This is a genomic window from Methylobacterium sp. GXS13 (assembly GCF_001455965.1).
Taxonomy (GTDB): domain Bacteria; phylum Pseudomonadota; class Alphaproteobacteria; order Rhizobiales; family Beijerinckiaceae; genus Methylobacterium.
On sequence record NZ_LKKO01000024.1, the window covers coordinates 47,290 to 68,285 of the forward strand.

Annotated in this window: 18 protein-coding genes; 8 read left to right on the top strand and 10 right to left on the bottom strand. The window is 69.8% G+C overall.

Annotated features, from left to right (window positions below):
* Nucleotides 1–134: 134 nt before the first annotated feature.
* The 7 genes from AO398_RS08185 to AO398_RS08215 are packed head-to-tail and all read right to left on the bottom strand — an operon-like array spanning nt 135 to nt 6,721.
* Nucleotides 135–1,103, bottom strand: coding sequence for a glycosyltransferase family A protein (locus AO398_RS08185; protein ID WP_058191604.1), 969 nt, complete (start codon nt 1,101–1,103; stop codon nt 135–137).
* The gene (locus AO398_RS08190) at nt 1,100–1,900 is read right to left on the bottom strand and encodes a polysaccharide deacetylase family protein (protein ID WP_058191567.1); all 801 of its coding nucleotides are present in this window, start codon (nt 1,898–1,900) and stop codon (nt 1,100–1,102) included. Before AO398_RS08190 ends, AO398_RS08185 begins: the two co-directional genes overlap by 4 nt.
* A complete protein-coding gene (locus AO398_RS08195) occupies nt 1,897–3,033 on the bottom strand; it encodes a DegT/DnrJ/EryC1/StrS family aminotransferase (RefSeq protein WP_058191568.1) in 1,137 nt (378 codons plus the stop codon). Before AO398_RS08195 ends, AO398_RS08190 begins: the two co-directional genes overlap by 4 nt.
* Nucleotides 3,030–4,061, bottom strand: coding sequence for an SDR family NAD(P)-dependent oxidoreductase (locus AO398_RS08200; protein WP_058191569.1), 1,032 nt, complete (start codon nt 4,059–4,061; stop codon nt 3,030–3,032). Before AO398_RS08200 ends, AO398_RS08195 begins: the two co-directional genes overlap by 4 nt.
* The gene (locus AO398_RS08205) at nt 4,045–5,160 is read right to left on the bottom strand and encodes a DegT/DnrJ/EryC1/StrS family aminotransferase (protein ID WP_058191570.1); all 1,116 of its coding nucleotides are present in this window, start codon (nt 5,158–5,160) and stop codon (nt 4,045–4,047) included. Before AO398_RS08205 ends, AO398_RS08200 begins: the two co-directional genes overlap by 17 nt.
* Nucleotides 5,157–6,185, bottom strand: coding sequence for a Gfo/Idh/MocA family oxidoreductase (locus tag AO398_RS08210; RefSeq protein ID WP_058191571.1), 1,029 nt, complete (start codon nt 6,183–6,185; stop codon nt 5,157–5,159). The genes AO398_RS08205 and AO398_RS08210 overlap by 4 nt, the downstream gene beginning before the upstream one ends.
* Nucleotides 6,186–6,199: 14 nt before the next feature.
* The gene (locus AO398_RS08215; RefSeq protein ID WP_058191572.1) at nt 6,200–6,721 is read right to left on the bottom strand and encodes an acyltransferase; all 522 of its coding nucleotides are present in this window, start codon (nt 6,719–6,721) and stop codon (nt 6,200–6,202) included.
* Between the two features lie 264 nt (nt 6,722–6,985).
* Here AO398_RS08215 and AO398_RS08220 point away from each other — a divergent pair, with 264 nt between their 5' ends.
* The 4 genes from AO398_RS08220 (at nt 6,986) to AO398_RS08235 (ending at nt 14,106) form a co-directional block, all read left to right on the top strand.
* The gene (locus tag AO398_RS08220; RefSeq protein ID WP_082643190.1) at nt 6,986–8,323 is read left to right on the top strand and encodes a polysaccharide biosynthesis/export family protein; all 1,338 of its coding nucleotides are present in this window, start codon (nt 6,986–6,988) and stop codon (nt 8,321–8,323) included.
* 244 nt (nt 8,324–8,567) lie between these two features.
* On the top strand, nt 8,568–10,964 hold the full coding sequence (locus tag AO398_RS08225; protein WP_058191574.1) for a polysaccharide biosynthesis tyrosine autokinase: 2,397 nt from the start codon (nt 8,568–8,570) through the stop codon (nt 10,962–10,964).
* Between the two features lie 268 nt (nt 10,965–11,232).
* Nucleotides 11,233–12,396, top strand: a complete 1,164-nt coding sequence (locus tag AO398_RS08230) for a hypothetical protein (protein ID WP_058191575.1) — start codon at nt 11,233–11,235, stop codon at nt 12,394–12,396.
* 867 nt (nt 12,397–13,263) lie between these two features.
* On the top strand, nt 13,264–14,106 hold the full coding sequence (locus tag AO398_RS08235; protein ID WP_058191576.1) for a response regulator transcription factor: 843 nt from the start codon (nt 13,264–13,266) through the stop codon (nt 14,104–14,106).
* A gap of 116 nt (nt 14,107–14,222) precedes the next feature.
* Here the strand turns inward: AO398_RS08235 and AO398_RS08240 are convergent, their stop codons facing one another.
* Complete coding sequence (locus AO398_RS08240; RefSeq protein ID WP_058191577.1) at nt 14,223–15,575, bottom strand: UDP-glucose/GDP-mannose dehydrogenase family protein; 1,353 nt, start codon at nt 15,573–15,575, stop codon at nt 14,223–14,225.
* Between the two features lie 398 nt (nt 15,576–15,973).
* On the opposite strand from AO398_RS08240, the gene AO398_RS08245 reads away from it, so the two are divergent.
* Nucleotides 15,974–16,195 (top strand): hypothetical protein, encoded by a 222-nt coding sequence (locus AO398_RS08245; protein ID WP_058191578.1) that lies wholly within the window; start codon nt 15,974–15,976, stop codon nt 16,193–16,195.
* 172 nt (nt 16,196–16,367) lie between these two features.
* Nucleotides 16,368–16,595 (top strand): hypothetical protein, encoded by a 228-nt coding sequence (locus tag AO398_RS08250; protein WP_058191579.1) that lies wholly within the window; start codon nt 16,368–16,370, stop codon nt 16,593–16,595.
* Nucleotides 16,596–16,657: 62 nt separating this feature from the next.
* On the opposite strand, the gene AO398_RS08255 is transcribed toward AO398_RS08250, so the two are convergent.
* Entirely contained in the window at nt 16,658–18,355 is a 1,698-nt protein-coding gene (locus AO398_RS08255) for a HAMP domain-containing methyl-accepting chemotaxis protein (RefSeq protein WP_058191580.1), read from the bottom strand.
* A gap of 573 nt (nt 18,356–18,928) precedes the next feature.
* Here AO398_RS08255 and AO398_RS08260 point away from each other — a divergent pair.
* Nucleotides 18,929–19,192 carry a hypothetical protein gene (locus tag AO398_RS08260; RefSeq protein ID WP_244498698.1) on the top strand — a complete coding sequence of 88 codons (264 nt, stop codon included), beginning with the start codon at nt 18,929–18,931 and terminating at the stop codon, nt 19,190–19,192.
* 174 nt (nt 19,193–19,366) lie between these two features.
* Nucleotides 19,367–19,675, top strand: a complete 309-nt coding sequence (locus AO398_RS08265) for a hypothetical protein (protein ID WP_058191582.1) — start codon at nt 19,367–19,369, stop codon at nt 19,673–19,675.
* Between the two features lie 117 nt (nt 19,676–19,792).
* Here AO398_RS08265 and AO398_RS08270 read toward each other — a convergent pair whose 3' ends face one another.
* Entirely contained in the window at nt 19,793–20,818 is a 1,026-nt protein-coding gene (locus AO398_RS08270) for a glycosyltransferase family 2 protein (RefSeq protein ID WP_058191583.1), read from the bottom strand.
* Between the last annotated feature and the right edge of the window lie 178 nt (nt 20,819–20,996).

A 20,996-nucleotide genomic window follows, 5' to 3' on the forward strand; every position in this document is an offset into this window, starting at 1 on the left:
TGATCCGTATGACGCCCCCGGCCAGTCTGGGTCCGCGCAGCGGAGCCCGGAAGCACGGTGGGATGCCGGGACGTCCATGCGACGCCCCAGACCCCGGAGATTGAGATGTCCGAGCGAGGCGAAGGCCCGACCTTTCAGCGCGTCCCCGGTCCGGCCGCGGCGAGCGGCCGGTTCGCCTGGGCGACAGCCAGCAGGGCTTCGCGCAGGTGCGTCGGCCGGAGCGCGTCCTTGATCGCGCGGTGCGGCATCAGCCGGAAGGCGGAGAAAAGCGCGCCCGCGGCGGCGCGTCGGTCGCCGCGGGCCGCATGGGCCTGGGCGCCATCGAGGAAAGCCTCGTAATAGCCTTGCACGGCCGCGAAATAGAGGCGCAGGGCCGCGAGGCGCGAGACGCCGAGCGCGGGCACATGCCGGCGGAAGACCAGCCGGGTGAAGTGGATCCGGCGGGCGATCAGGCCGTCGAAGGTCCCGGCCGGCCGCTGCCGGAAATGCACGCAGGGCACGGCGACGAAGCCGGCCCGGTGTCGGCGGACCGCACGGATCTGCCAGTCCCAATCCTGATCGCCGAGCAGCGCCTCGTCGAACAGGCCGACGCTGCCGACGAGGCTCTGGCGCACAACGGTCGCGCCGACCTGCGGGAAGTAGCCGCTCAGCATCCGGCGCAGCAGCGCGGGCGCCTCCGTCGGCAGTTCCGCCGGCCAGGGTCCGTAGACCGGGTCCAGGTCCTGGGAGGTGGTGACGACCTGTCCGAAGACGATCCCGAGATCCGGCTCCGCCTCCAGCCGCTGGAGATGGGGACGGATATGGCCTGGCTGCCAGACGTCGTCGTCGTCGAGGAACGCGATGGAGGGTGCGCTGGCCTTGAGCAGGGCGGCGTTGCGGGCGGCCCCCGCACCGGGACGGTCGACCGGGATGTGGATGGCGCCGAATTCCGCGGCAGCCTCGGCGCCCGGCCCCGGCCGGCCGTTGTCGCCCACGATGATCTCGAAGGTGAGATCGGGTCCTTCCAGGGCGCGGATGCTGGCCAAGGCCTCACGCAGCAGGGACGCCCGGTTGCAGGTGGGGACCACCACGGACACCGTGGGGCGGGGCGCGGGCCGGATCATGTCCATTCTTCCCAGGCATCGTAGGCGCCCTTCAGCAGGGCGCCGAAGACGAGATCGTTGTCGAAATGCGTGACGAAGCTGCGCCCGACGGTCCCGAGCGGCCGCGTCTCCACGGCCTGCGCGTAGACGATCCGGTAGCCGGCCTGCTGGGCGGCGCGGGCGGCGGCGGGTGTCCAGTTCGCCGACTGTCCCAGCGGGATCGCGAAGCTGTCCGGCCGGATGCCGAGCCGGGCCCCGATCGCCCGGCGCGAGGCGTCCAGCTCCTCGGCCGCCCCGTCGGCGCCGATCCGCCCGAAATCCGGATGCGTGACGGAATGGCTCCCGATCTCGACGCCGGCCGAGGCCAGGGCCTCGATCTCGCGCCAGCCCAGGACCCCGCGCGGGCCGGTGCCGGGCCGGTCGAGCCAGCCGGAGACGACGAACAGCGTCCAGGGAATTCCGTGATCGCGCAGGATCGGCTCCGCGGCGTCGAGCACGCTGCGCCAGCCGTCGTCGAAGGTGATCGCGAGGTCCCAGGGTTCGCCGTTGCCTTCGGCGATGGTGGCGGCCGGCACGAAGCGGTAGCCGAGGCGCAAGGCCAACTCGATCTGGTGCCGGAAACGGCCGGGGGCGACGTCGTTGACGCCGCATTCGGGCTGACCGAGGGAATGGTAGCAGAGAATGCGCCCCCCCGACAGCTCGCGGCGCGTCCCGGCGACCGCCAGGGTCGCGCGCTCGCAGGCCATCCGGGCGGCCGCGACCCGCGGGCGCGTGAGCCCGACGGTCCGGGCGAGGCTCTTGACCGGTCCGGGTATCATAGCAGGGCGGCGCGCAGACCGGCGACGACCTGATCCTGCATGGCGTCGTCCATGCCGGCGTAGAGCGGCAGGAGGATCGCGTGGTCGCGCGCCCGCTCCGATTCCGGCAGGGCGAAGCGCCGCGGCGCCTCGGCATAGGGCGGCTCCAGATGGGCGCACATGATGCCCCGGCGGGTGGCGATGCCCTGGTCAAGCATCGCCTGCATCACGGCGCCCTGGTCGGCTGCCTCCGGCAGGCGCACGCAGAAGCTCTGCCAGTTGCTGCGCGAGCCGATCGGCTCGGGCGGCGGCGTCACGTCCGGGAGATCGGCGAGCCGCGCCTTGTAACCGTCAGCCAGAGCACGCCGCCGGGCGATCAGAGCGGGCAGCCGGGTGAGCTGGGCGCGGCCGATGGCGGCCTGCACATCGGTCATCCGGTAATTGTAGCCCGCGACCGTGTACGCCTCGGCGACCACCTTGGCGCTGCCGTGGCGCGCCACGTCGGACACGCTCATCCCGTGCTGGCGCCACAGCCTGAACTTGCGGTCCCAGTCGGGATTGGCCGTGGTGATCATGCCGCCGTCACCGGTGGTCAGGACTTTGCGCGGGTGGAACGAGAAGCAGGCGACGTCGCCCGCCGGCGCGCCAATCGGCCGCCAGACATCGCCCTGGAGCCGCTCGGAGCCGATCGCGCAGGCCGCGTCCTCGATCACCGGGATCCCGGAGCGGCGCCCGATCGCCACGATGGCTTCGAGGTCGCAGGGCATGCCCATCTGGTGGACGCAGACGATCGCCTTCGTCCGCTCGGTCACCGCCGCGGCGGCGGCCTCCGGGGCCATGTTGAAGGTCGCCGGGTCGATGTCGACGAAGATCGGCGTCGCCCCGCACTGGGCGATGGCGTTGGCGGTGGCGATGAAGCTGTGGCTCACCGTCACCACCTCGTCGCCGGGTCCGACCCCGGCGGCCAGCAGCGCGAGATGCAGCGCCGTGGTGCAGTTCGAGACCGCGCAGGCATGGGGGGCGCCGACGAGTGCGGCGAACTCCGCCTCGAAGGCCGCGACCTGCGGCCCCTGGGTCAGCCAGCCGGAGCGGACCACGGCGCCGGCCGCCACCGCCTCCGGCTCGCCGACATCGGGTTTCGCGATCGGGATCATGCCAGCGCCCGCCTGAGGTGATCCGAGCCGGCCTCGTCGCTCCACCAGGCCACCAGGTCGGCGAGGCCCTCGGCCGCCCCGATCTCGGCCTCGAAGCCGATCAGCTCCCGGGCGAGGCTGGTGTCGCACAGGCGCCGGGGCACCGGGTTCACGGCGCGCTCGGCCTCGTGGAGGAGCGGGGTGCCCTCCCGGCCCATGATCCGGGTGAGATGGCCGGCCAGATCGACCAGCGAGGTCTCCACGCCGGTACCGACATTGAGCACCACGTCGGTGGCCGGCGCGGTCGCCGACAGGATGTTGGCCCGGGCGATGTCGCGGACATGGACGAGGTCCATGGTCTGGAGGCCGTCGCCGAACACGATCGGGGACTGGCCCTCGGCCAGGCGCTGCATCCAGCGCACCATCACCTCGGTGTAGCGGCCGGTCAGGTCCATGCGCGGCCCGTAGGCGTTGAAGTAGCGCAGGGCGACGTAGTCCAGCCCGTACATGTCGTTGAACGAGCGCAGCAGGCCCTCGCCGAAGGACTTGGCAGCCCCGTACAGGGTGCGGTTGTCGTAGGGGTGGTTCGTCTCCGTGGTCGGGAAGCTCTCGGCCATGCCGTAGACCGAGGCCGAGGAGGCCATCACCACCTTGGCGACGCCGGCCTCGACGCAGCGCTCTAGCAGGTCGAAGGTCGCGGTCGCCATCACCTCGAAGGCCTGGCGCGGCTCGGCGGCGCATTGCGTGATCCGCAGGGCCGCCTGGTGGAACACCACGTCGGTGCCCTTGACCAGGGTGTCCATCAGGGCCCGGTCGCGGATGTCGCCCTGCACCAGCCGGACACGGCCCGAGCCGAGGGCGTGCTTCAGGTTCTCGGGGCGCCCGCGCACCATGTTGTCGATGGCCACGATCTCGTCGCAGCCGGCCTCGACCAGCAGGTCGATGATATGGGAGCCGATGAAGCCGGATCCGCCGGTGACCAGGATCCGGGCCCCGCGCAGGTCGCCGCCGAAGCGGCTTCCCTTCGTGACCTCACGCAGCTTGGGCATCGGCGACCTCGCAGTAGCTGGAGACGGCCCGGCAGACGCTGTCGATCTGGCTGGTCGTCAGTTCCGGGAACATCGGCAGGGACAGGGTCCGGGCGGCCAGCCGCTCGGTGACCGGCAGGCGGCCGGCTCCGTCATCGAGATGGCTGTAGGCGGGCTGCCTGTGGACCGGGACGGGGTAGTGGATGCCGGTGGCGACCCCGGCCTCGGTGAGGTGCTGGCGCAGGCCCTCGCGATCGGGGGTGCTGACCGCGTAGACGTGGAAGGCGTGGTCGCGTCCGGCCGGCCCCGGCAGGTCGAGGCCGAGGCCCGCGAGCCGCGCGCCGTACTCGGCCGCCACCGCCTGCCGGGCCCGGGTCCAGCCCTCCAGGTAGGGGAGCTTGGTGCTGAGGACCGCACCCTGGACCCCGTCCATGCGCAGGTTGAAGCCGTGCCGGACGTGGTTGTACTTGCCCTGCTGGCCCCAGTCCCGCAGGCACCGCGCCGCCTCGGCGAGGTCGTCCCGGTCGGTGACGATGGCGCCGCCCTCGCCGTAGGCGCCGAGATTCTTGCCGGGATAGAAGCTGAAGCAGCCGATATCCCCGATCGTGCCGGCCCTCCTGCCGCCGCGCTCGGCGAGGTGCGCCTGGGCGGCGTCCTCCAACAGGGCGAGCCCGTGGCGCCGGGCGATGGCGCCGAGCGCGTCGAGATCCGCCATCCGCCCATGCAGGTGCACCGGCAGGATCGCCTTGGTGCGGGGCGTGATCGCCGCCTCGACCAGGGCTGGATCCATCGTCCAGTTCACCGGATCGATGTCGACGAGCACAGGTGTCGCGCCTGTGTAGATCACCGCCGCCACTGTCGCCACGAAGGTCGCCGAGACCGTGATCACCTCGTCGCCCGGGCCGATATCCAGGGCCAGCAGCGCGAGATGGAGCGCTGCGGTGCCGCTGCTGACGGCTACGGCGTGCTTGGCGCCACAGGCCTTCGCGAAGGCCGCCTCGAAGGCGGTGACGGCCGGTCCGAGGACGAAGTCGCCGCTGCGCAGGACGTTTAGGACGGCGGTTTCGACGTCGCCGCCGACGGCGGCATATTGCGCCTTGAGGTCGAGAAACGGGATCACGAGGCCCTCGCAAGTGGCATGAGGTCGATCGGGTGGCCGTTCTGGCGCAGGGAGCGCATGGCGGCCTCGAGCATCTCGACCACGCGCAAGCCGCTGTGGCCGTCGGTCTTCGGCGCCTTGCCGGTGGCGATGCAGTCGACGAAGTGCTCGATCTCGACGACGAGCGCCTCGCGGAAGGAGAGGTGCGGCGACCACATGTCCCCGGTCCGGTACGAGACCATCAGCTCGGTGATGTCCCCGGAGCCGTCGCCGACGGTGACGCCGCGATCGTAGACCTTGACCTTCTCGATCGGATCCAGGTCGTTGTAGACGATCATCTTCTTGCTGCCGCCGATCAGCGTCTGCCGGACCTTCACGGGGGCCAGCCAGTTGACGTTGATCTGTGCGACGACGCCGCGCGGATAGAACACGGTCATGTGGGCCATGTTCTCGGGGCGGCCGCTGAAATGGCCGGTGCCGCTCGCCGAGATCGCCACGGGCGCGGCGTCCAGGATGTGGTCGAGGATGGCGAGGTCGTGGACCGCGAGATCCCAGATCACGTTCACGTCGCGCTGGAACAGGCCGAGATTGACCCGGGTCGAGTCGTAGTAGAACACGTCGCCGAGCGAGCCGTCCGTGACCAGTTCATGGATCTTCTCGACCGCCCCCGTGTAGACGAAGGTGTGATCGACCATGAGGGTCAGGTTGCGCTTGGCCGCCTCCGCGATCAGCAGCCGCGCCTCGGTGGCCGAGGCCGTGATCGGCTTCTCGATGAAGACGTGCTTGCCGGCCCGGAGCGCGTTGATGGCGATCTCGAAATGCGAGCTCACCGGGGTCGCCACCATCACGGCGTCGATCTGGGGATCAGCGACGAGGTCGTGCCAATCCTGATGAAGCTCGGCGGCGGGATAGCGCTTCCCCGCCCGGGCCAAGGCCGCGGGCGACTGGTCGGCGATGGCCGCGAGCCGGCACTGCTCGGTCTCCGACGTGCAGCGGGCCAGGTTGGGCCCCCAATAGCCGTAGCCGACGATTCCGATGGCGATCATGGGCGTGTGTCCCCTCAAGCGATCTGCAGAGGCTTGGCCGCGGACGGCCGGCGGGATCGCGCGCGCTTCTGGCGCGTGTCGCCGATGCCCCGGGCGGGGCATCCGGCCACGATGGCGTAGGGCGGGACGTCGCGGGTCACGACGGCGCCGGCGCCGACCAGGGCGCCCTCCCCGATGGTGATGCCGGCCACGATGGTGGCGTTGGAGCCGATCGAGGCGCGGTCGCCGACCACGGTCTCGACGAGCTCCCAGTCGCCGTCGCGCTTGAGGCTGCCGTCCGGGTTGGTCGCCTCGGGGTAGCGCTCGTTGGTGAAGACCACGCCGTGGCCGACGAAGACTTCGGCGCCGATGAAGACGCCTTCGCAGATGAAGGTGTGCGAGGAGATCTTGCAGCGGGGGCCGATGATGCTGCCCCGCTGGATCTCGACGAAGGGGCCGATGCGCGATCCGGTCTTTATTTCACATCCGTAAATATTAACGAGATCCGGGTAGAAGATACCCACGTCCCGCCCAATATCCGCATCGGTAATCGGCATCCCCGCAGCTCCTTCCGCCGAACTTCTGTGCGGCAAAACTGCGCGGAGCTGTGGACAATCGGGAACCCAGGCTTTCGATATTGTTGCTCCCCCGAAAGGCGAACCGCCCTCCCCCGGGGTGACCTGGGCCGGAAAGCCCTACCTCGAAAGGCGCAGAGCGGGGCGCCGGGCGGTGCGGCCGGTGTCCTTTTGGACGAGTCCCGGCGCGCTGGGCCGCCGCGCATCATGCGGGATGACCTGCGCCCGAGCATGAAGGGACGACGCGTGAAGACCTGGTCCCGTCCGGCACGTTCCGAACTCTTCGCCGTAATGCCCGCCCGCCGGGGCGCTTCGCTGCGAAGAGCCTTCGCGGCGAGCGCGGCTGTGCTGCTGGCCTGCGGCGTCAATCCGGCTTCCGCCGAATACCGGATCTCGGCGGGCGACACCCTCGAGGTGACGGCGCTCAGCATCCCCGGATTCAAGCAGGAGGCGACGGTCGGGATCGACGGTTCCGTCATGGTGCCGCTCCTCGGCGACGTGCCGGCGGCCGGGCTGACCGTGGCGGAGCTGCGCAAGGCCCTCCAGAAGGCGCTGCCGGCCAAGGCGGTGCGGCAGCGCAATTCCGACGGGCGCGAATCGATCGCCGTGATCGAGCCCGACGAGATCGGGGTGCGAATCGCCAAGTACCAGCCGGTCTACCTGAGCGGCGACGTGACCAAGCAGGGCGAGCACCCGTTCCATCCGGGCATGACCGTCCGGCAGGCGGTGGCTCTGGCCGGCGGCTACAACCTCCTGCGGTTCCGGATGGAGAATCCGGTGGTCGAGAGCGCCAACCTGCGCGCCGAGTACGACGCGGTCTGGGGGAGCATCGCCCGGGAGAGCGCCAATGTCTGGCGGCTGAAGGCGATCATCGCGGGATCGCGGCCCGAGAAGGCGGCCGCCGCCGGCACGGAGACGCCCCTCAACGTGCCGCCGTCCCGGGCCGGCGTCGCGCAGAAGCTCGCGGAGCAGCAGCTGCGCGTGCAGATGGCCGATATCGGCAAAGAGAAGGACCATCTGCAGCGCGCGCTGACCCGCGCCCAGGGCCAGCTGGTCAGCCTGACCGAGCAGCAGGCCAAGGAGAAGGAGGGCGTCACCGCCGACGCCGACGATTACGACGCGGTCCGCGCCCTGTTCCAGCGCGGCGCCGTGGTGACGACGCGCCTGACCGATGCCCGGCGGGCGGTGCTGCTGTCCTCGACCCGGGCGCTCCAGACCACCGTCCAGGTGTCCCAGCTCGAGCGCGACAAGGGCGAGCTGACCCGCAAGCTCGAGCGGGTCGACGACCAGCAGGCCCTGGAGGCCATGGAGAAGCTGCAGGTCTCGGAGGACAACCTGACCGCCCTGCGCTCCCGCCTGAACAGCATCAACGACAAGCTGGTCTACACCGGCGCCCTGCGGACCCAGCTCCTGTCCGGCAGCCGCACGCGGGCGTCGATCGCCGTCTTCCGCCCCAACAGGACCGCCCCCAGCACCATCGACGCGGCCGAGGACACCGAGCTTCAGCCGGGCGACGTCGTGGAGGTCGTGCTGAAGCCCGATCCCGCCCTGCGGGGCATCGGGGCCCGCACCGGCCAGAACTGACGCCGCCAGACGTGAGCCCCCGCCGCGGCGGCGCTGTCCACATCGTCTTCTGACAGGCGGAACGCGCGCTCCTCCCCCTGCGGGGAGGTGTTGGAGGGGGGCAGACGGCCCCGTGACGCGCGATCCGGCACCACCCCGCCCCTGACCCCGCTCCGCAAGGGGGAGGGAAAAAGCCCAGCGGTTCAGGCTCTTGCCGCCGAACCCGACCTGTGAAGCCGCAAGCCCGCCGCGTGAGGGAAGAGCCATGAACAGACACTCGACCAGCGCGTCCTTCCTGCGGGCCGATCCCGTCGGCCCGGCGCGCCCGTGGCGGGGCGGCGCGCGGGCGCCCGATCCCGAGGATCAGGTCGCGATCCTGACGATCATGCGGCGGAACTGGCGGTCGATCCTGGCGCTCGGCGGGGTCGGGCTGGTCGCCGCGATCCTCTACGTCGCCACCGCCCCGTCGATCTACACCGCCCGGGCGCGGGTCTACATCGAGAGTCGGTCGAGCCCGGTCACCGCCCGCGACACGCCCGGCGCCGCGACCCCCCTGGAGATCCCCGAGGTGGAGAGCCAGGTCGAGTATATCCGCTCGGAGAAGATCGCCCTGGCCGCCGTGCACCGGCTCAACCTGCCGCCGTCGCAGGAGCTGGCGGTGCCGCCGCATCCGCTGGTGGCGAAGGTCCGCGAAGCGCTGGGCGCGGTCAAGCTGTTCGTCGGCGGCCTGATCGGCCTCTCCCCCGCCCCCAAGACGAGCGTCGTGGTGAGCCCGGAGGAGCGCCAGGCCGGGACGGTGCGCGAGAACCTGGAAGCCGCCCGCATCGGCGCGGCCTACGTCATCGAGGTCGGCTACAGCCTCGACAATCCCACGGCCGCCGCCGCCGTCGCGAACGCGGTGGCGGACGCCTACGTCGCCACGCAGCTGGAGAACCGGTCGCAGATCTGGAAGGTCGCGGGCGAGTGGATCCTGCCGCGGCTGAAGGAAATGCAGCAGCGCGCCAGCCAGGCCTCCCGGGAAGCCCAGACCTACAAGGCCGAGCACGCGATCATCGATCTCGGCAAGCGCGGCCTGGTGGGCGAGCAGCAGCTCGAGGAGCTGAACACCGCGGTCGCCTCCGCCCGGTCCAGGACCGTGGATGCCCGCGCCACCCGCGACCAGATCCACATGCTGCTCGCCTCCGACATCGCCGATCCGGGCATCACCGAGGCCTTCAAGGACACGGTGATCATCCAGCTGCGCAAGCAGTATGTCGACCTGGTGCAGCGCGCCGACGACCTGAAGCGCCGGCTCGGCCCCGATCATGACGCGGTCACGGCGATCCAGAAGGATGTGCTGGCGGCCAAGCAGTCCCTGCGCGCCGAGCTGGAGCGCCTCGCAGCCTCGCTGGACCGCGACTACGAGGTCGCCAAGTCCCGGGAGGACAGCATGACGGCGTCCTTCGACGCGCTGATCTCGAAGACGCTCGTGACCAGCGAAGCGCGGGTGAAGGCCAAGGAGCTCGACCGGGCGGCCGAGACTTACGACCAGATCTACACGAACCTGCTCAGCCGCTACATCGACGCCGTCAACCAGCAATCCTACCCGCAGCCCTCCGCCCACGTGATCACCCCGGCGAGCATCCCGGAGCGCCCGAGCGCGCCGCGCGGCGGCCTGATCGTGTTGCTCGGCATGCTGGTCGGGGCCGGGCTCGGGGTGAGCGGTGCCTTCGCGCGGCACTGGTTCGACCGGACCCTCCGGGTGCCGGGACAGCTCACCGGCCAGGGCCTGCCCTGCCTGGCTGCGCTGCCCGAGCTGCGGCGCGAGCCTGGCTACCGGGCCGCCCTGTCGCTGGCGCAGAACCATGCCAGCGAATCCCTGCGGCCGGCGAGCGTCGAGGCGTTCAAGGCCGGCGCCGTGCGGTTCATGCCGCAATCGGTCTTCGTCGAGCGCCTGCACAGCCTGAAGACGCATCTGCTCGGCAACGACCGCCGCAGCCCGGTCTTCGCCATCGGGGTGACCTCGGTCGGGGCCGGCACCGGCAAGACCACCTTCGCGAGCAACTTCGCCCAGCTGCTGGCACGCTCGCGCTCGGCCACCGCGAGCCGGATCCTGCTGATCGATGCCGACGTGCGGCAGGCAACCCTGTCGCGCCTCAACCAGGCCGCCGACCAGCCCGGGCTGCTCGACGTGATCGCCGGCCGCTGCGGCACCGAGGAGGCGGTCCGGCACCCGCTCGGGGAGGTCCGCCTGCTCGCCTGCGGCAGTCTCCTCCCGGGCGACCCGCATTTCAGCGACCTGATGACCCCGGAGGCCATCGCCGGCCTGGTCCGCGACGAGCGCACCCATCTCGACCGCATCATCGTCGACCTGCCCCCGGCGGACGAGCTGCCGACGCTCCGGCCGCTCCTCGACATGCTGGACGGGATGATCCTCGTGGCCGAGGCGGGCAAGACCAACATCGACGACGTGGTGGCCGCCGTCCAGGACCTCGAATCCGCCGGCTGCACCGTGCTGGGCGTCGTGCTCAACAAGACCAACGCCACCCCGGGGGTCCGGCGCGGCACGATCGTGAACGCCCTGGTCCGCCGGACGACGGCCGCGGCCGCCCCGATCCGGCTCACCCGCTCCTGGCGGCGCCGCCCGGCCGCCGACGTCACCGATTCGGGGGCCTCCGCGTGACGGTGTTTCGCCAGGCGGAGCGCGCGCCGGCGCAAGGAAGGCTGAACGTGCTCTCCTCCCCCCTGCGGGGAGGAGTTGGAGGTGGGGGTGGCCCAGAAGGCACCGCCGCGTTTCATCCGGCACCACCCCCACCCCTGGCCCCTCCCCGCAAGGGGGAGGGGAAAACGCGTGGTGTTTCAACCGCGCGATCCCTGAACGGCTCCGCTGCGCTCCGCCACCTCACGATCGGGGAGTTTGGTGGGATGGCCGGTGCTTGGTGCCACACGCCATGACCCAGACCCACCCCGAAACCGCACGGCTCGGCCGGGTCGCCTTCTTCGGCCATGACCGGATCGAGCCGACGATCCGGAAGCGGGTCGGCGCCATCCGGGATACCGGCTGGTCGGTGGTCGAATACATGTTCGTGCGGGCGCGGGCCGGCCTCGCTGATCCCGTGATCGCCGGCGACGTGGTTCCCCTCGGCCAGACCGTGGACCGGCATTACGGCAAGCGGCTGCCGCTGCTCGCGCCCGGGATCGTCCGGGCGCTCGCGCGCTGGCGCGACCTGCGCGCCGCCGACGTGGTCTATGTCCGCAATCTCGACATGGCCCTGGTGGCCTGGGCCTCGGCCCGGCTCGCGGGCAGCCGCGCGCCGCTGGTCTACGAGGTGCTCGACATCCAGCGGCTGATGGTGCGGCCGGACCGGGTCGGGCGGATCGCCCGGGCGGTCGAGCGCTGGATCCTGGGCCGCAGCGCGCTGCTCGTCGTCAGCTCGCCGGACTTCGTGACCCGCTACTTCGCGCCGGTCCAGGGCTTCTCCGGGCCGTGGCACCTGCTCGAGAACAAGGTGATGGCCCACCGCCTCGCCGAGGTGGCGCACCGGCTGGAGCGCGGGCGGGTCCCGGGCCCGCCCTGGGTGATCGGCTGGTTCGGCACGCTGCGCTGCCGCCGGAGCCTGACGATCCTGGCGGCGGTCGCGCGGGCGCTCGGCAATTCGGTGCGGATCGTCATCGCGGGCCGGCTCTCCGAGGAGGATATCGACCCGCAGGATTTCGCCGCGACGCTGAGCCGGCATCCGAACATGGCGTTCCGCGGCCCCTACGCCAATCCGGGGGAATTGCCCGACATCTACGGCGGCGTCCACTTCAGTTGGGCGGTCGATTACTTGGATGACGGGCTGAACTCGGACTGGCTGCTGCCGAACCGGCTCTACGAGGGCGGCCTGTGCGGGGCGCTGACGCTGGCGCGGGCCGAGACCGCCACCGGCCGCTACGCCGCGGCCGAGGGGTTCGGCTGGGCGTTCCCGGAGCCGCTGGCGCTCTCGGTGATCGCGTTCCTGCGCACCCTCGACAGCCAAGCCTACGCGCAGATGCAGGGTGGCCTCCTCGCCTGCGAGACCGCGAAGTTCGTCGATACGCACGGCATGCGGGATCTACTGGCGCGGGTCGCGTGAGGGGCCCGGCGCGTCGGGTCGCGGGACGAGATCCGACGCGCCGGCGGCGGCAATGGACGTCTATCCGCAGCCAGCACGCGCGCGCTCCCCTCTGCTGGGGCGGGAGACGCGCTTCGGGGTGACCGTTGCGCCTCTCCGGCAGCCCTGGCCCCGATGGACCGAGCCGTCCTCTCCGCGCCCCGCCGCGATCGATCCCGGACACCTGGGACGCCCGCCGACGAATCGCCCCCCATCGCCGCTTCCGGCGCGGCTCTGATTCGCCCCCGAACGGGCCGTCATGTGGCCCGGATGCGTCGAGTCGCCTAAAAATCAGTCCCTATAGACCCGATAGTCGGCGAAACCTGATCTTTAGGCGCCTTATCGCTCAGGACCGGCACGCGGACCAGAATCGGATCTGAACCGGCAAAATGGAACAGCACACACGGATTCCGATGACTGAATTCGTCACGCGAAACCGCCACTCCCATGGACGGAAACACCGGATTTGCGGGCTTGATATTACCGCCTGCCAAAACTTGAGGTCCGTCACTGCGATACCGGCGCAATGCCCAGCCGAACAGTCGCACACATGAAAAGACCTAGCGAATATCGGCCAAGATCTTTTCGAGACGTCGCGCCCGATTGGACGATCCCCTACGTACGTAGTCCGTGATTGAATTAACGTGCGTAGAAATTTAATCAAATAGGCGCTGACAGGGTATTTACAGCGCATTTTACGAAAGTTAGCATTATATCCGCGGTCATCGAGAACCTTTCCAGTAAGGCGCCGAGTCGACCGCAATTACCAGTGTCACGCCCAAGGCGCGGTCATTGGGTTCCCAAGTCACCGTCCGACAATGGGCTTCCTGTGAAAGGAGGTAACTTCTTATGGCCAGTCTTGGTACTCGAGACGAGCGCATCATCGTTGATCGGGACAGTCTCCAGACCCGTAGCGGCGTCTCGGGGGTGCAGGTCTCGGGGATGCAGGGCGGTGACGGTCCGGCCGTCATCGAGCGGCGGGACCCGACCCTGGCCCGCACGAACCGCATCGTGATCATCGATCGGCGGCAACTCGTCGGTCGATGCCTCGCGGCGTCCCTCCGGGAAGCCGACAAGGATACGGTGTTCGAGGTCTTCCCGGACATCGAGAGCTGGAAGCGCCAGACGCCGTTCGCGGCCGCCAACGTGGTCGTGCTGTGCCGGCCGGACGGCAACCTCTCGGAGGCCGCTTGGGCCGAGATCACCCGGGAGCTGGCGCTGCTGCAGGGCGAGGTCGACGCCCCGCCGGTGGCGGTGATCTCGGACGGGGAGAACCTCGACCAGATCGTGCGCATCATCAAGCTCGGGGTGAAGGGCTACATCCCGACCACGACCTCCGTCGACATCGCGCTGCAGGCGCTCCAGCTCGTTCAGGCGGGCGGCGTCTACATCCCGGCGGAATGCCTATTCCCGCTGCTGGCCAGCATCAAGGTCGAGGAGCCGGTCGAGGCCGGCGAGGACGAGATTTTCTCCCCCCGCCAGCTCTGCGTCGCCCGGGCCCTGCGCAAGGGCACGCCCAACAAGATCATCGCCTACGAACTGAACATGTGCGAGAGCACCGTGAAGGTTCACGTCCGCAACATCATGAAGAAGTTGAAGGCGAAGAACCGGACCGAGGTCGCGTACCTAACCAACAAGTATTTCCTGCGCGAGGATTCGAGCCTCGCCACCGTGAAGGCTCCGGCGGCCTGAGCGACGCCTGACGCAGACCCGACGACACAGAGCCGTGCCCGATCGCGCCGCGATCCGGCACGGCTCTTTGTTTGGGCCTGCCCCGGCCGGCCGATCCCGCGCCCGGGGCGGGCGTTTCAGCCGACGGCGCGGAGCGGCAGGACAATCTCCCGATCCGAAGCCGGCGCCTCGGCACGGCCGACGCTGCTGTAGGAGAACCCGTGCTGCCGGGCCTCCTCGGGCCGGTAGACGTTGCGCAGGTCCACCAGGATCGGCGCCCGCATCGTGGCGCGCAGCCGCGCCAGGTCCAGCGCCCGGAAGGCGTTCCACTCGGTGACGATCACCAGGGCGTCCGCGCCCGCCGCGCACGCGTAGGCATCCTGCGCGAAGTCGACCCCGGGCAGGAGCGGCCGGGCCTGGTCCATCCCCTCCGGATCGTAGGCGCGGACCTGCGCGCCGGCATCCTGCAGGCCGGCGACGATCGCGAGCGCGGGCGCGTCGCGCATGTCGTCGGTGTTCGGCTTGAAGGTCAGGCCCAGCACCGCGATCGTCTTGCCCCGCACCCCGCCGCAGGCCCGGATCACCTTGCGGGCCATGCCGCGCTTCCTCTGGTCGTTGACCGCCACCACGGTCTCGACCAGCCGGAGCGGCGTCCCGGCATCCTGGGCGGTCTTGACCAGCGCCAGCGTGTCCTTCGGGAAGCACGAGCCGCCATAGCCCGGCCCGGCGTGGAGGAACTTGCCGCCGATCCGGTTGTCGAGCCCCATGCCGCGGGCGACCTGCTGGACGTCGGCGCCGACCTGCTCGCACAGGTCCGCGATCTCGTTGATGAAGGTGATCTTGGCGGCCAGGAACGCGTTGGCGGCGTATTTGGTCAGCTCGGCGGTGCGCCGGGACGTCACCAGGATCGGCGCGGCGTTCAGGTAGAGCGGCCGATACACCTCGCGCATCACCGCCTCGGCGCGGGCATCCTCGGTGCCGACCACGATGCGGTCGGGGCGCTTGAAGTCGGAGATCGCCGCGCCCTCGCGCAGGAATTCCGGGTTCGACACCACGGCGAACGCGGCGTCCGGCCGGATCTCGCGGATGATGCGCTCGACCTCGTCGCCGGTGCCCACCGGCACGGTCGACTTGGTCACCACCACGGTGAAGCGCGTCAGCGCCCGGGCGATGCTGCGGGCCGCCTGATGGACGTAGGACAGGTCGGCGAAACCGTCGCCCCGGCGGGACGGCGTGCCCACCGCGATGAACACCGCGTCCGCCTCCGCAACCGCGGCCTCCAGATCGACGACGAAGGAGAGCCGGCCCTGGCGGACGTTCTCGGCGACCAGCGCGTCGAGTTCGGGCTCGTAGATCGGGATCCGCCCGGCCTTCAGCGCGTCGATCCGGTCGCGATTGCTGTCGACGCACACGACCCTGTGGCCGAAATCGGCCAGGCACGCCCCGGAGACCAGCCCGACATAGCCCGACCCGACCATCGTGATGTTCATGCTTGCCGTGTCCTTGCCTCGTCGCACCGCGAACGTCCGGATGTCCCGCTCTACGGCGCGGCCATCGCGGCGGCACCTCAGGACTAAGGCGTAGGGGCGGTCGGCGGGACGGCGTACCCTGCCGCGATGATCCGGCCGCGCGGCCCGCCCCCCGAGCACCGCCAGCAGGCTGCCAGAGGGCCGCGAGGGGGCCGCGAGGGGGCCGCCACAAGACCGGGCGCGATACCTCGCTTGGCTTAGCCCCCGCAGATCCCGCGATGTTCGGGATACCTGCGCGAGATCAACCAGCCTAAAAGCTAAGTCTTTTTCTCTCCTTTAAGAGCTGGAAGCCGGGGTGTTTAGGCGGGCAAGATCGCAGGGCCAAACGCTCCGGGGGACTTTGGCTGGGGAGAGTCCATTTGGCCGCGCGCTTCTACTTCGAGCTAGCCAACGCCGAGATCACGTTCCACGACACGACCGGCGTCGAGGCCACCGACCTCGCGGAGGCCCTGTTCGAGGCGCGCAGCGTCATCGCCGAGATGGCCGACGCGATCGCCGAGGACCATCCGGGACCGCCCTGGACCCTGCTCGTGCGCGACGAGGCCGGCTGGCTCGTGGGACGCCTGCCCGTCCGGAAATGACCGGACCCGAGCTTTACCAATCGTTAACCATTCGTTCGGAGGATCGGGCCGCGCCGGAGCCTCGTCCGGGATGTCGGATCGAAGACGCGGCGCCGCGAGTTTGATGGGGCATCGCCGTTTCCCGAGAGCCGGCGACCGCGTCTCGGGACGATGCGCGCAAGCAAGGGCAGACATGGCCATTTCGACCCCCGCGCCCCCCCCGGATCTGAGCACCGCGGCGCTGGCGGATGCCGCCGCCACCGACATGGCCGGCGCCGCCCAGGCCCTGGCCCGCGCCGGTGATCCCGAGACCGCCGACGTGCTTCGCGCGATGGCCCGGCACAACCGGGTGCTGGCGCTCAAGCTCCGGGCCACGCAGGGCGCCGCGCAGGACCGGATGGGCCTGGTCCGGATGTTCTGATTCGGGAACGCTGCGGGTCTCCCGGGCCCGCCCTCGCCCGGACGAACGCCACCCCAGCCCCGTCACGCAGCCCGCATGGTGGCGAGGAAGCGGCCGACCTCGGCCGAGAGCTGCTCGGACTGGCGCGACAGGCCGGTCGCCGCCGAGAGGACGTTGCCGGCCGCTTCGCCGGTCTGCTCGGCAGCCCCCGCGACCCCGACGATGTTGCCGGTCACCTCCTTTGTCCCGGCGGTGGCCTGGGCGATGTTGCGCACGATCTCCTGCGTCGCCGCCCCCTGCTGCTCCACCGCCGCGGCGATCGAGCTCGCCACCCCGTTGATCTCACGGATCCGGTTCGTGATCGTGCCGATCGCGCCCACTGCCTCGCCGGTCACGCCCTGGATCCGGCCGATCTGGCCCGCGATCTCCTCAGTCGCCTTGGCGGTCTGGCCGGCGAGTTCCTTGACCTCGGTGGCGACGACGGCGAAGCCCCGTCCCGCCTCGCCCGCACGCGCCGCCTCGATCGTGGCGTTGAGGGCCAGCAGGTTGGTCTGGCTGGCGATCGCCGAGATCATCTGCATCACGTCGCCGATCCGGCTGGCCGCCGCGCTCAGCTCGGCCACGAGGGCGGCGGTCTGGTCGGCCTCGCCGACCGCCTTCTGGGCCAGGTCGCTCGAACCCTGCACCTGCCGGCCGATCTCCCGGATGGAGCTGCCGAGCTCCTCGGTGGCGGCCGCGACCGTGGTGACGTTGACCGCAGCCTCTTCGGCCGCCGCCGCCACCGTGCCGGACTGGCTGCCGGCCTCCTGGGCGATATCGGTCATCGCCCGGGCGGTGGCCTGCAATTCGGTCGCCGACGACGCGACCTGCTCGACGATGCCGGCGACCGCCTGCTCGAAGCTCTGGGCCAGGTCCAGCCGGGCCCGCCTGCGCGCGGCGGCGGCGGCGATGTCGGCGGCCCGCTTGCGCTCGGCCTCCTCGGCGGCGGTGCGGGCGACGCTCGCCTTGATGCCCTCGACGGCGCGCCCGACGGCGCCGATCTCGTCGCCGCGCTGCGCCTCCGCGATGGTGGCGTCGATCTCGCCCTTCGCCATGCGCTCCAGGACGGCGACGAGGCTCCCGAGCGGCCGCGTCACGCCGAACACGATGATGGCAGCCGAGAGGCTGAGGGCGGCGAGCAGGCCGGCCACCGCAGAACCGATCAGGACCAGCTTGGCTTGCTTGGCCGCGGCCTCGGTGGCGTTCTTGCCGTCGGCGAGCCGCGCATCGACCCGCCCCTCGTAGACCCGTGCGGTCTCTTCGAACCGCTTCGCGATCGGTTTACTGGTCTCCATGGCCAGCTGCGTCGCGGCACCGCGATCATCCCTGAGGGCGAGGGCGTTGGACCTGTCCAGGACGTCATAATACGCGCGCGCGATCGTTCCGATCTCCAGCAGCAGATCCCGGACCTCCTTCTTCAAGGATCCCGCAGCCAGCGTCTGGATGTTGTCGGCCGTGCGTTTCACCGCCGCCTTGTACGTCGTCTCGAAATCCGAACGTTCGTTGGCCGGCCGGCCGATGAGGAGGTTGCGATTCATGAGGCCGGCCGTCTGGAAGTCCTGGCGCACCTCCGCGAACGCCTCCAGCCGCGCGACGTAATAATCCACCAGAACGTGATTCCGCTCGGTAATGTCGCCCAGTATATTGAGCGTATAGTATATCATGCCGACGCTTATGAGCGCCATGATCAGAAGCGGAACGGACATCTTGTAGGAGATTTTGTATCTTCCCAAGATCCACATCTGCACAATCGCTCCCGACCCCGATCACATCAGTTTAAAATCTCGATGCAAAATTTATCAAGTGGCTTGACACAAACATTTGTTGCGAATCAGTATGTGTTCAGCACATGCAAAATCAATGGTTTTGGAAACTATGGAGCTCAGCGAATATGCCACTTGCGGATGAGCTACTGACAAAGACCGGAATTTATCGATGAACCATTCGGGGCGATGACACGGGACCGGAACGAAAATGCGTACCCTGCCCCCCGATCGGTCGACGGAGGCGCGTCATGTCCCAGGGACCGGTCACGGAGCCCCCAGCCCATTCGGCCGCATGCCGGCCGACGCCGTCAGCGATGGGCCGGCATGCGGCGTCGGACGGAGCGCGGGTTTCCCGGTCCGCGGGGTCGAATCAAGATCCATTTCGGCGCCGGGCCAAGCTCGTGGAAACTCAATAAAAATCACTATAGCGCGTATTTTTATTGATTGTTCGCGAGCAGACAGACTGATAGATTTGCAACTTAACGCTTGACAGGGAATCCACCTGCCGTGTCCTCCACAGAAAGCGAGACCAGCGAACGGAGCGCAAGTTTGGCCCTGGATATGGTCGGCCGCGCCTATCTCGCTTTGGCCCTCCTCTACGAGACGGCGCATCCGGGCGAGTTCGAAAGCGCCCAGCAGAAGATCCGGGCGTTCGTCGAGGACAATTTCCGCATCATTCAAGAGACCAGCGGCCGCGAAACACTGGCCGCCGGCACGGTCGAGGGTGCGGCCCACCTCGTGAACAGCGTGCTGGTCGAGGTCGAGACCAAGATCGCCACGATGATCCGGCCGACGCGATACATGCGCGGCTGAACGCGGCCCGCGGATTGGTCTTGCCGATCGTGCGACTGTTGCCGTTGAGCCATGAGCTCGCAATAAATGTCGCGCCACACTTCAGTGACGACAATTGACGTGAATGGAAGCGTCGACAGTGTTGATAAGGCATGTTACCCCCAGATAACGGGTGGAAACTAGTTTATCGACGCTATGAAAAGCAGCGATGATTTCAACCAGAGCTCACGCAGCGCAGATGTTGCGCTCGAGGTTTTGGTGCGCGCCTATCATGCCTTGGCAGTCGTCTATGAACTCTCGAGTCCCGGAGCCTACCTGGCACTTCATGGGAAAATGATGCCGTACCTGCTGGACAGCTTCCAGGATGGGGCGGCGGCGCAATCCGGCGACCCGCAAATCACCGAACTGTTCAGTGCCGCGCTGGAGCGGGTGCGCTGCGCCCTCGACGACGTCCAATGCGACGTGTCGGCGGTCCGGACGCGGAACGGCGAGCGCGATCACTGACGGACCCAGCTGGCCGCGCGCTGGGAGCCGCGTCCCGAAAGGTGGCTGCCGGCTTTCGGGGTGCGGCCCATCCCGGCGTCAGGGGCGAGCCCGAATGCACCGCTCGCAGGAACGGCCCTAGCGCGCCGGCCGCAACAGCGGCCCCGGCCCGAGCAGGAGGCGTGGTGCCCCATCCCCCTCGGGCGCGCGGTCCGGGACGAGCCGCGCCAGCTTGGCCGCCAGGGTCTCGGACAGGATGTGCCGCCAGGCCCGGGGCGCGTGGAGCAGCTCGCGCAGGGCGGCCGCGTAGCCGTGGGAGCGCCGGCGGTCGAGGACGCGGCGGTGCTGCCATTTCCGCATCGTGGCGTCGCGATGGGCCCGCAGGGCCTTGCGGGCGTCCGGCGCGAGCCCCGACCGGGCGATCATCGCGTCGTCGAAGGTGATGATCGCCCCCAGATCGTCGGTCCGGTGCTGGGCGCTCAGCGAATCCGCGCGCTCGATCGCGACGTAGCCGCAGGGTGCCGTCACGGCGAACACGGCGCCCGCCGCCAGGGCCTCGACATAGAGGGCGTAATCCTCGCCGAGCCGCAGCCGTTCGTCGTAGCGCAGGCCGTGGCGCTGCAGGAACGACCGGCGCATGATCGGCTTGAGGAACCCGAGTTCCCGCCGGCGCTCGCCCGCGCGTCCGATGTTGCCGGCGACGAAGGCCGCGAGCGAGAGCCGCAGCGGCTGGCCGGGCCCGGTCACGAGGCCGGCGACGGTGCCCGGGGCGTTGCCCCGGACCAGGACGATGTCGTCGGCGATCAGGTCCCAGGTGCGAGGGGCGGCCAGGAGCCGGCCCAGGCGCCCATCCAAAAAATAATCGTCGGCGTCGAGGACGCAGAGGAGCCGCGCGGTCGCGACCGCCAGGGCGGCGTTGCGCGCGGCCGCCGGCCCGGCATTGCGCGTCAGCCGCAGCAGCTTCAGCCGGCCCGAGCCGTCGCCGGCGGCCTCGGCGGCCGCACTGGTCCGGTCCGTGGAGGCGTCGTCGACGACGATGACCTCCGCGACCTCCGGCTGCCGCAGGGCCGAGGCGACCGCGGTCGCGATGGTGGCCTCGGCGTTGCGCGCTGCGATGATGACGCAGACATCCGCTCCGTCGGGCTGGGCCTGGACGCTTCGCACCGGACAACTCCAAACGCCTTCGGCCGGCGGGGCCGGACGACCATTCCGCAGGCTAGGCAGCCCGCGCGCGAGACGCGAGATCGTCCAAAAGGAGGGTTCGGGCGCCGGGTCCGCTCGTCCGAAAGATCCCGGCTCCGCCGACCGGTCGCGTCGATACTCCCGCCGGACTGCCCGAATG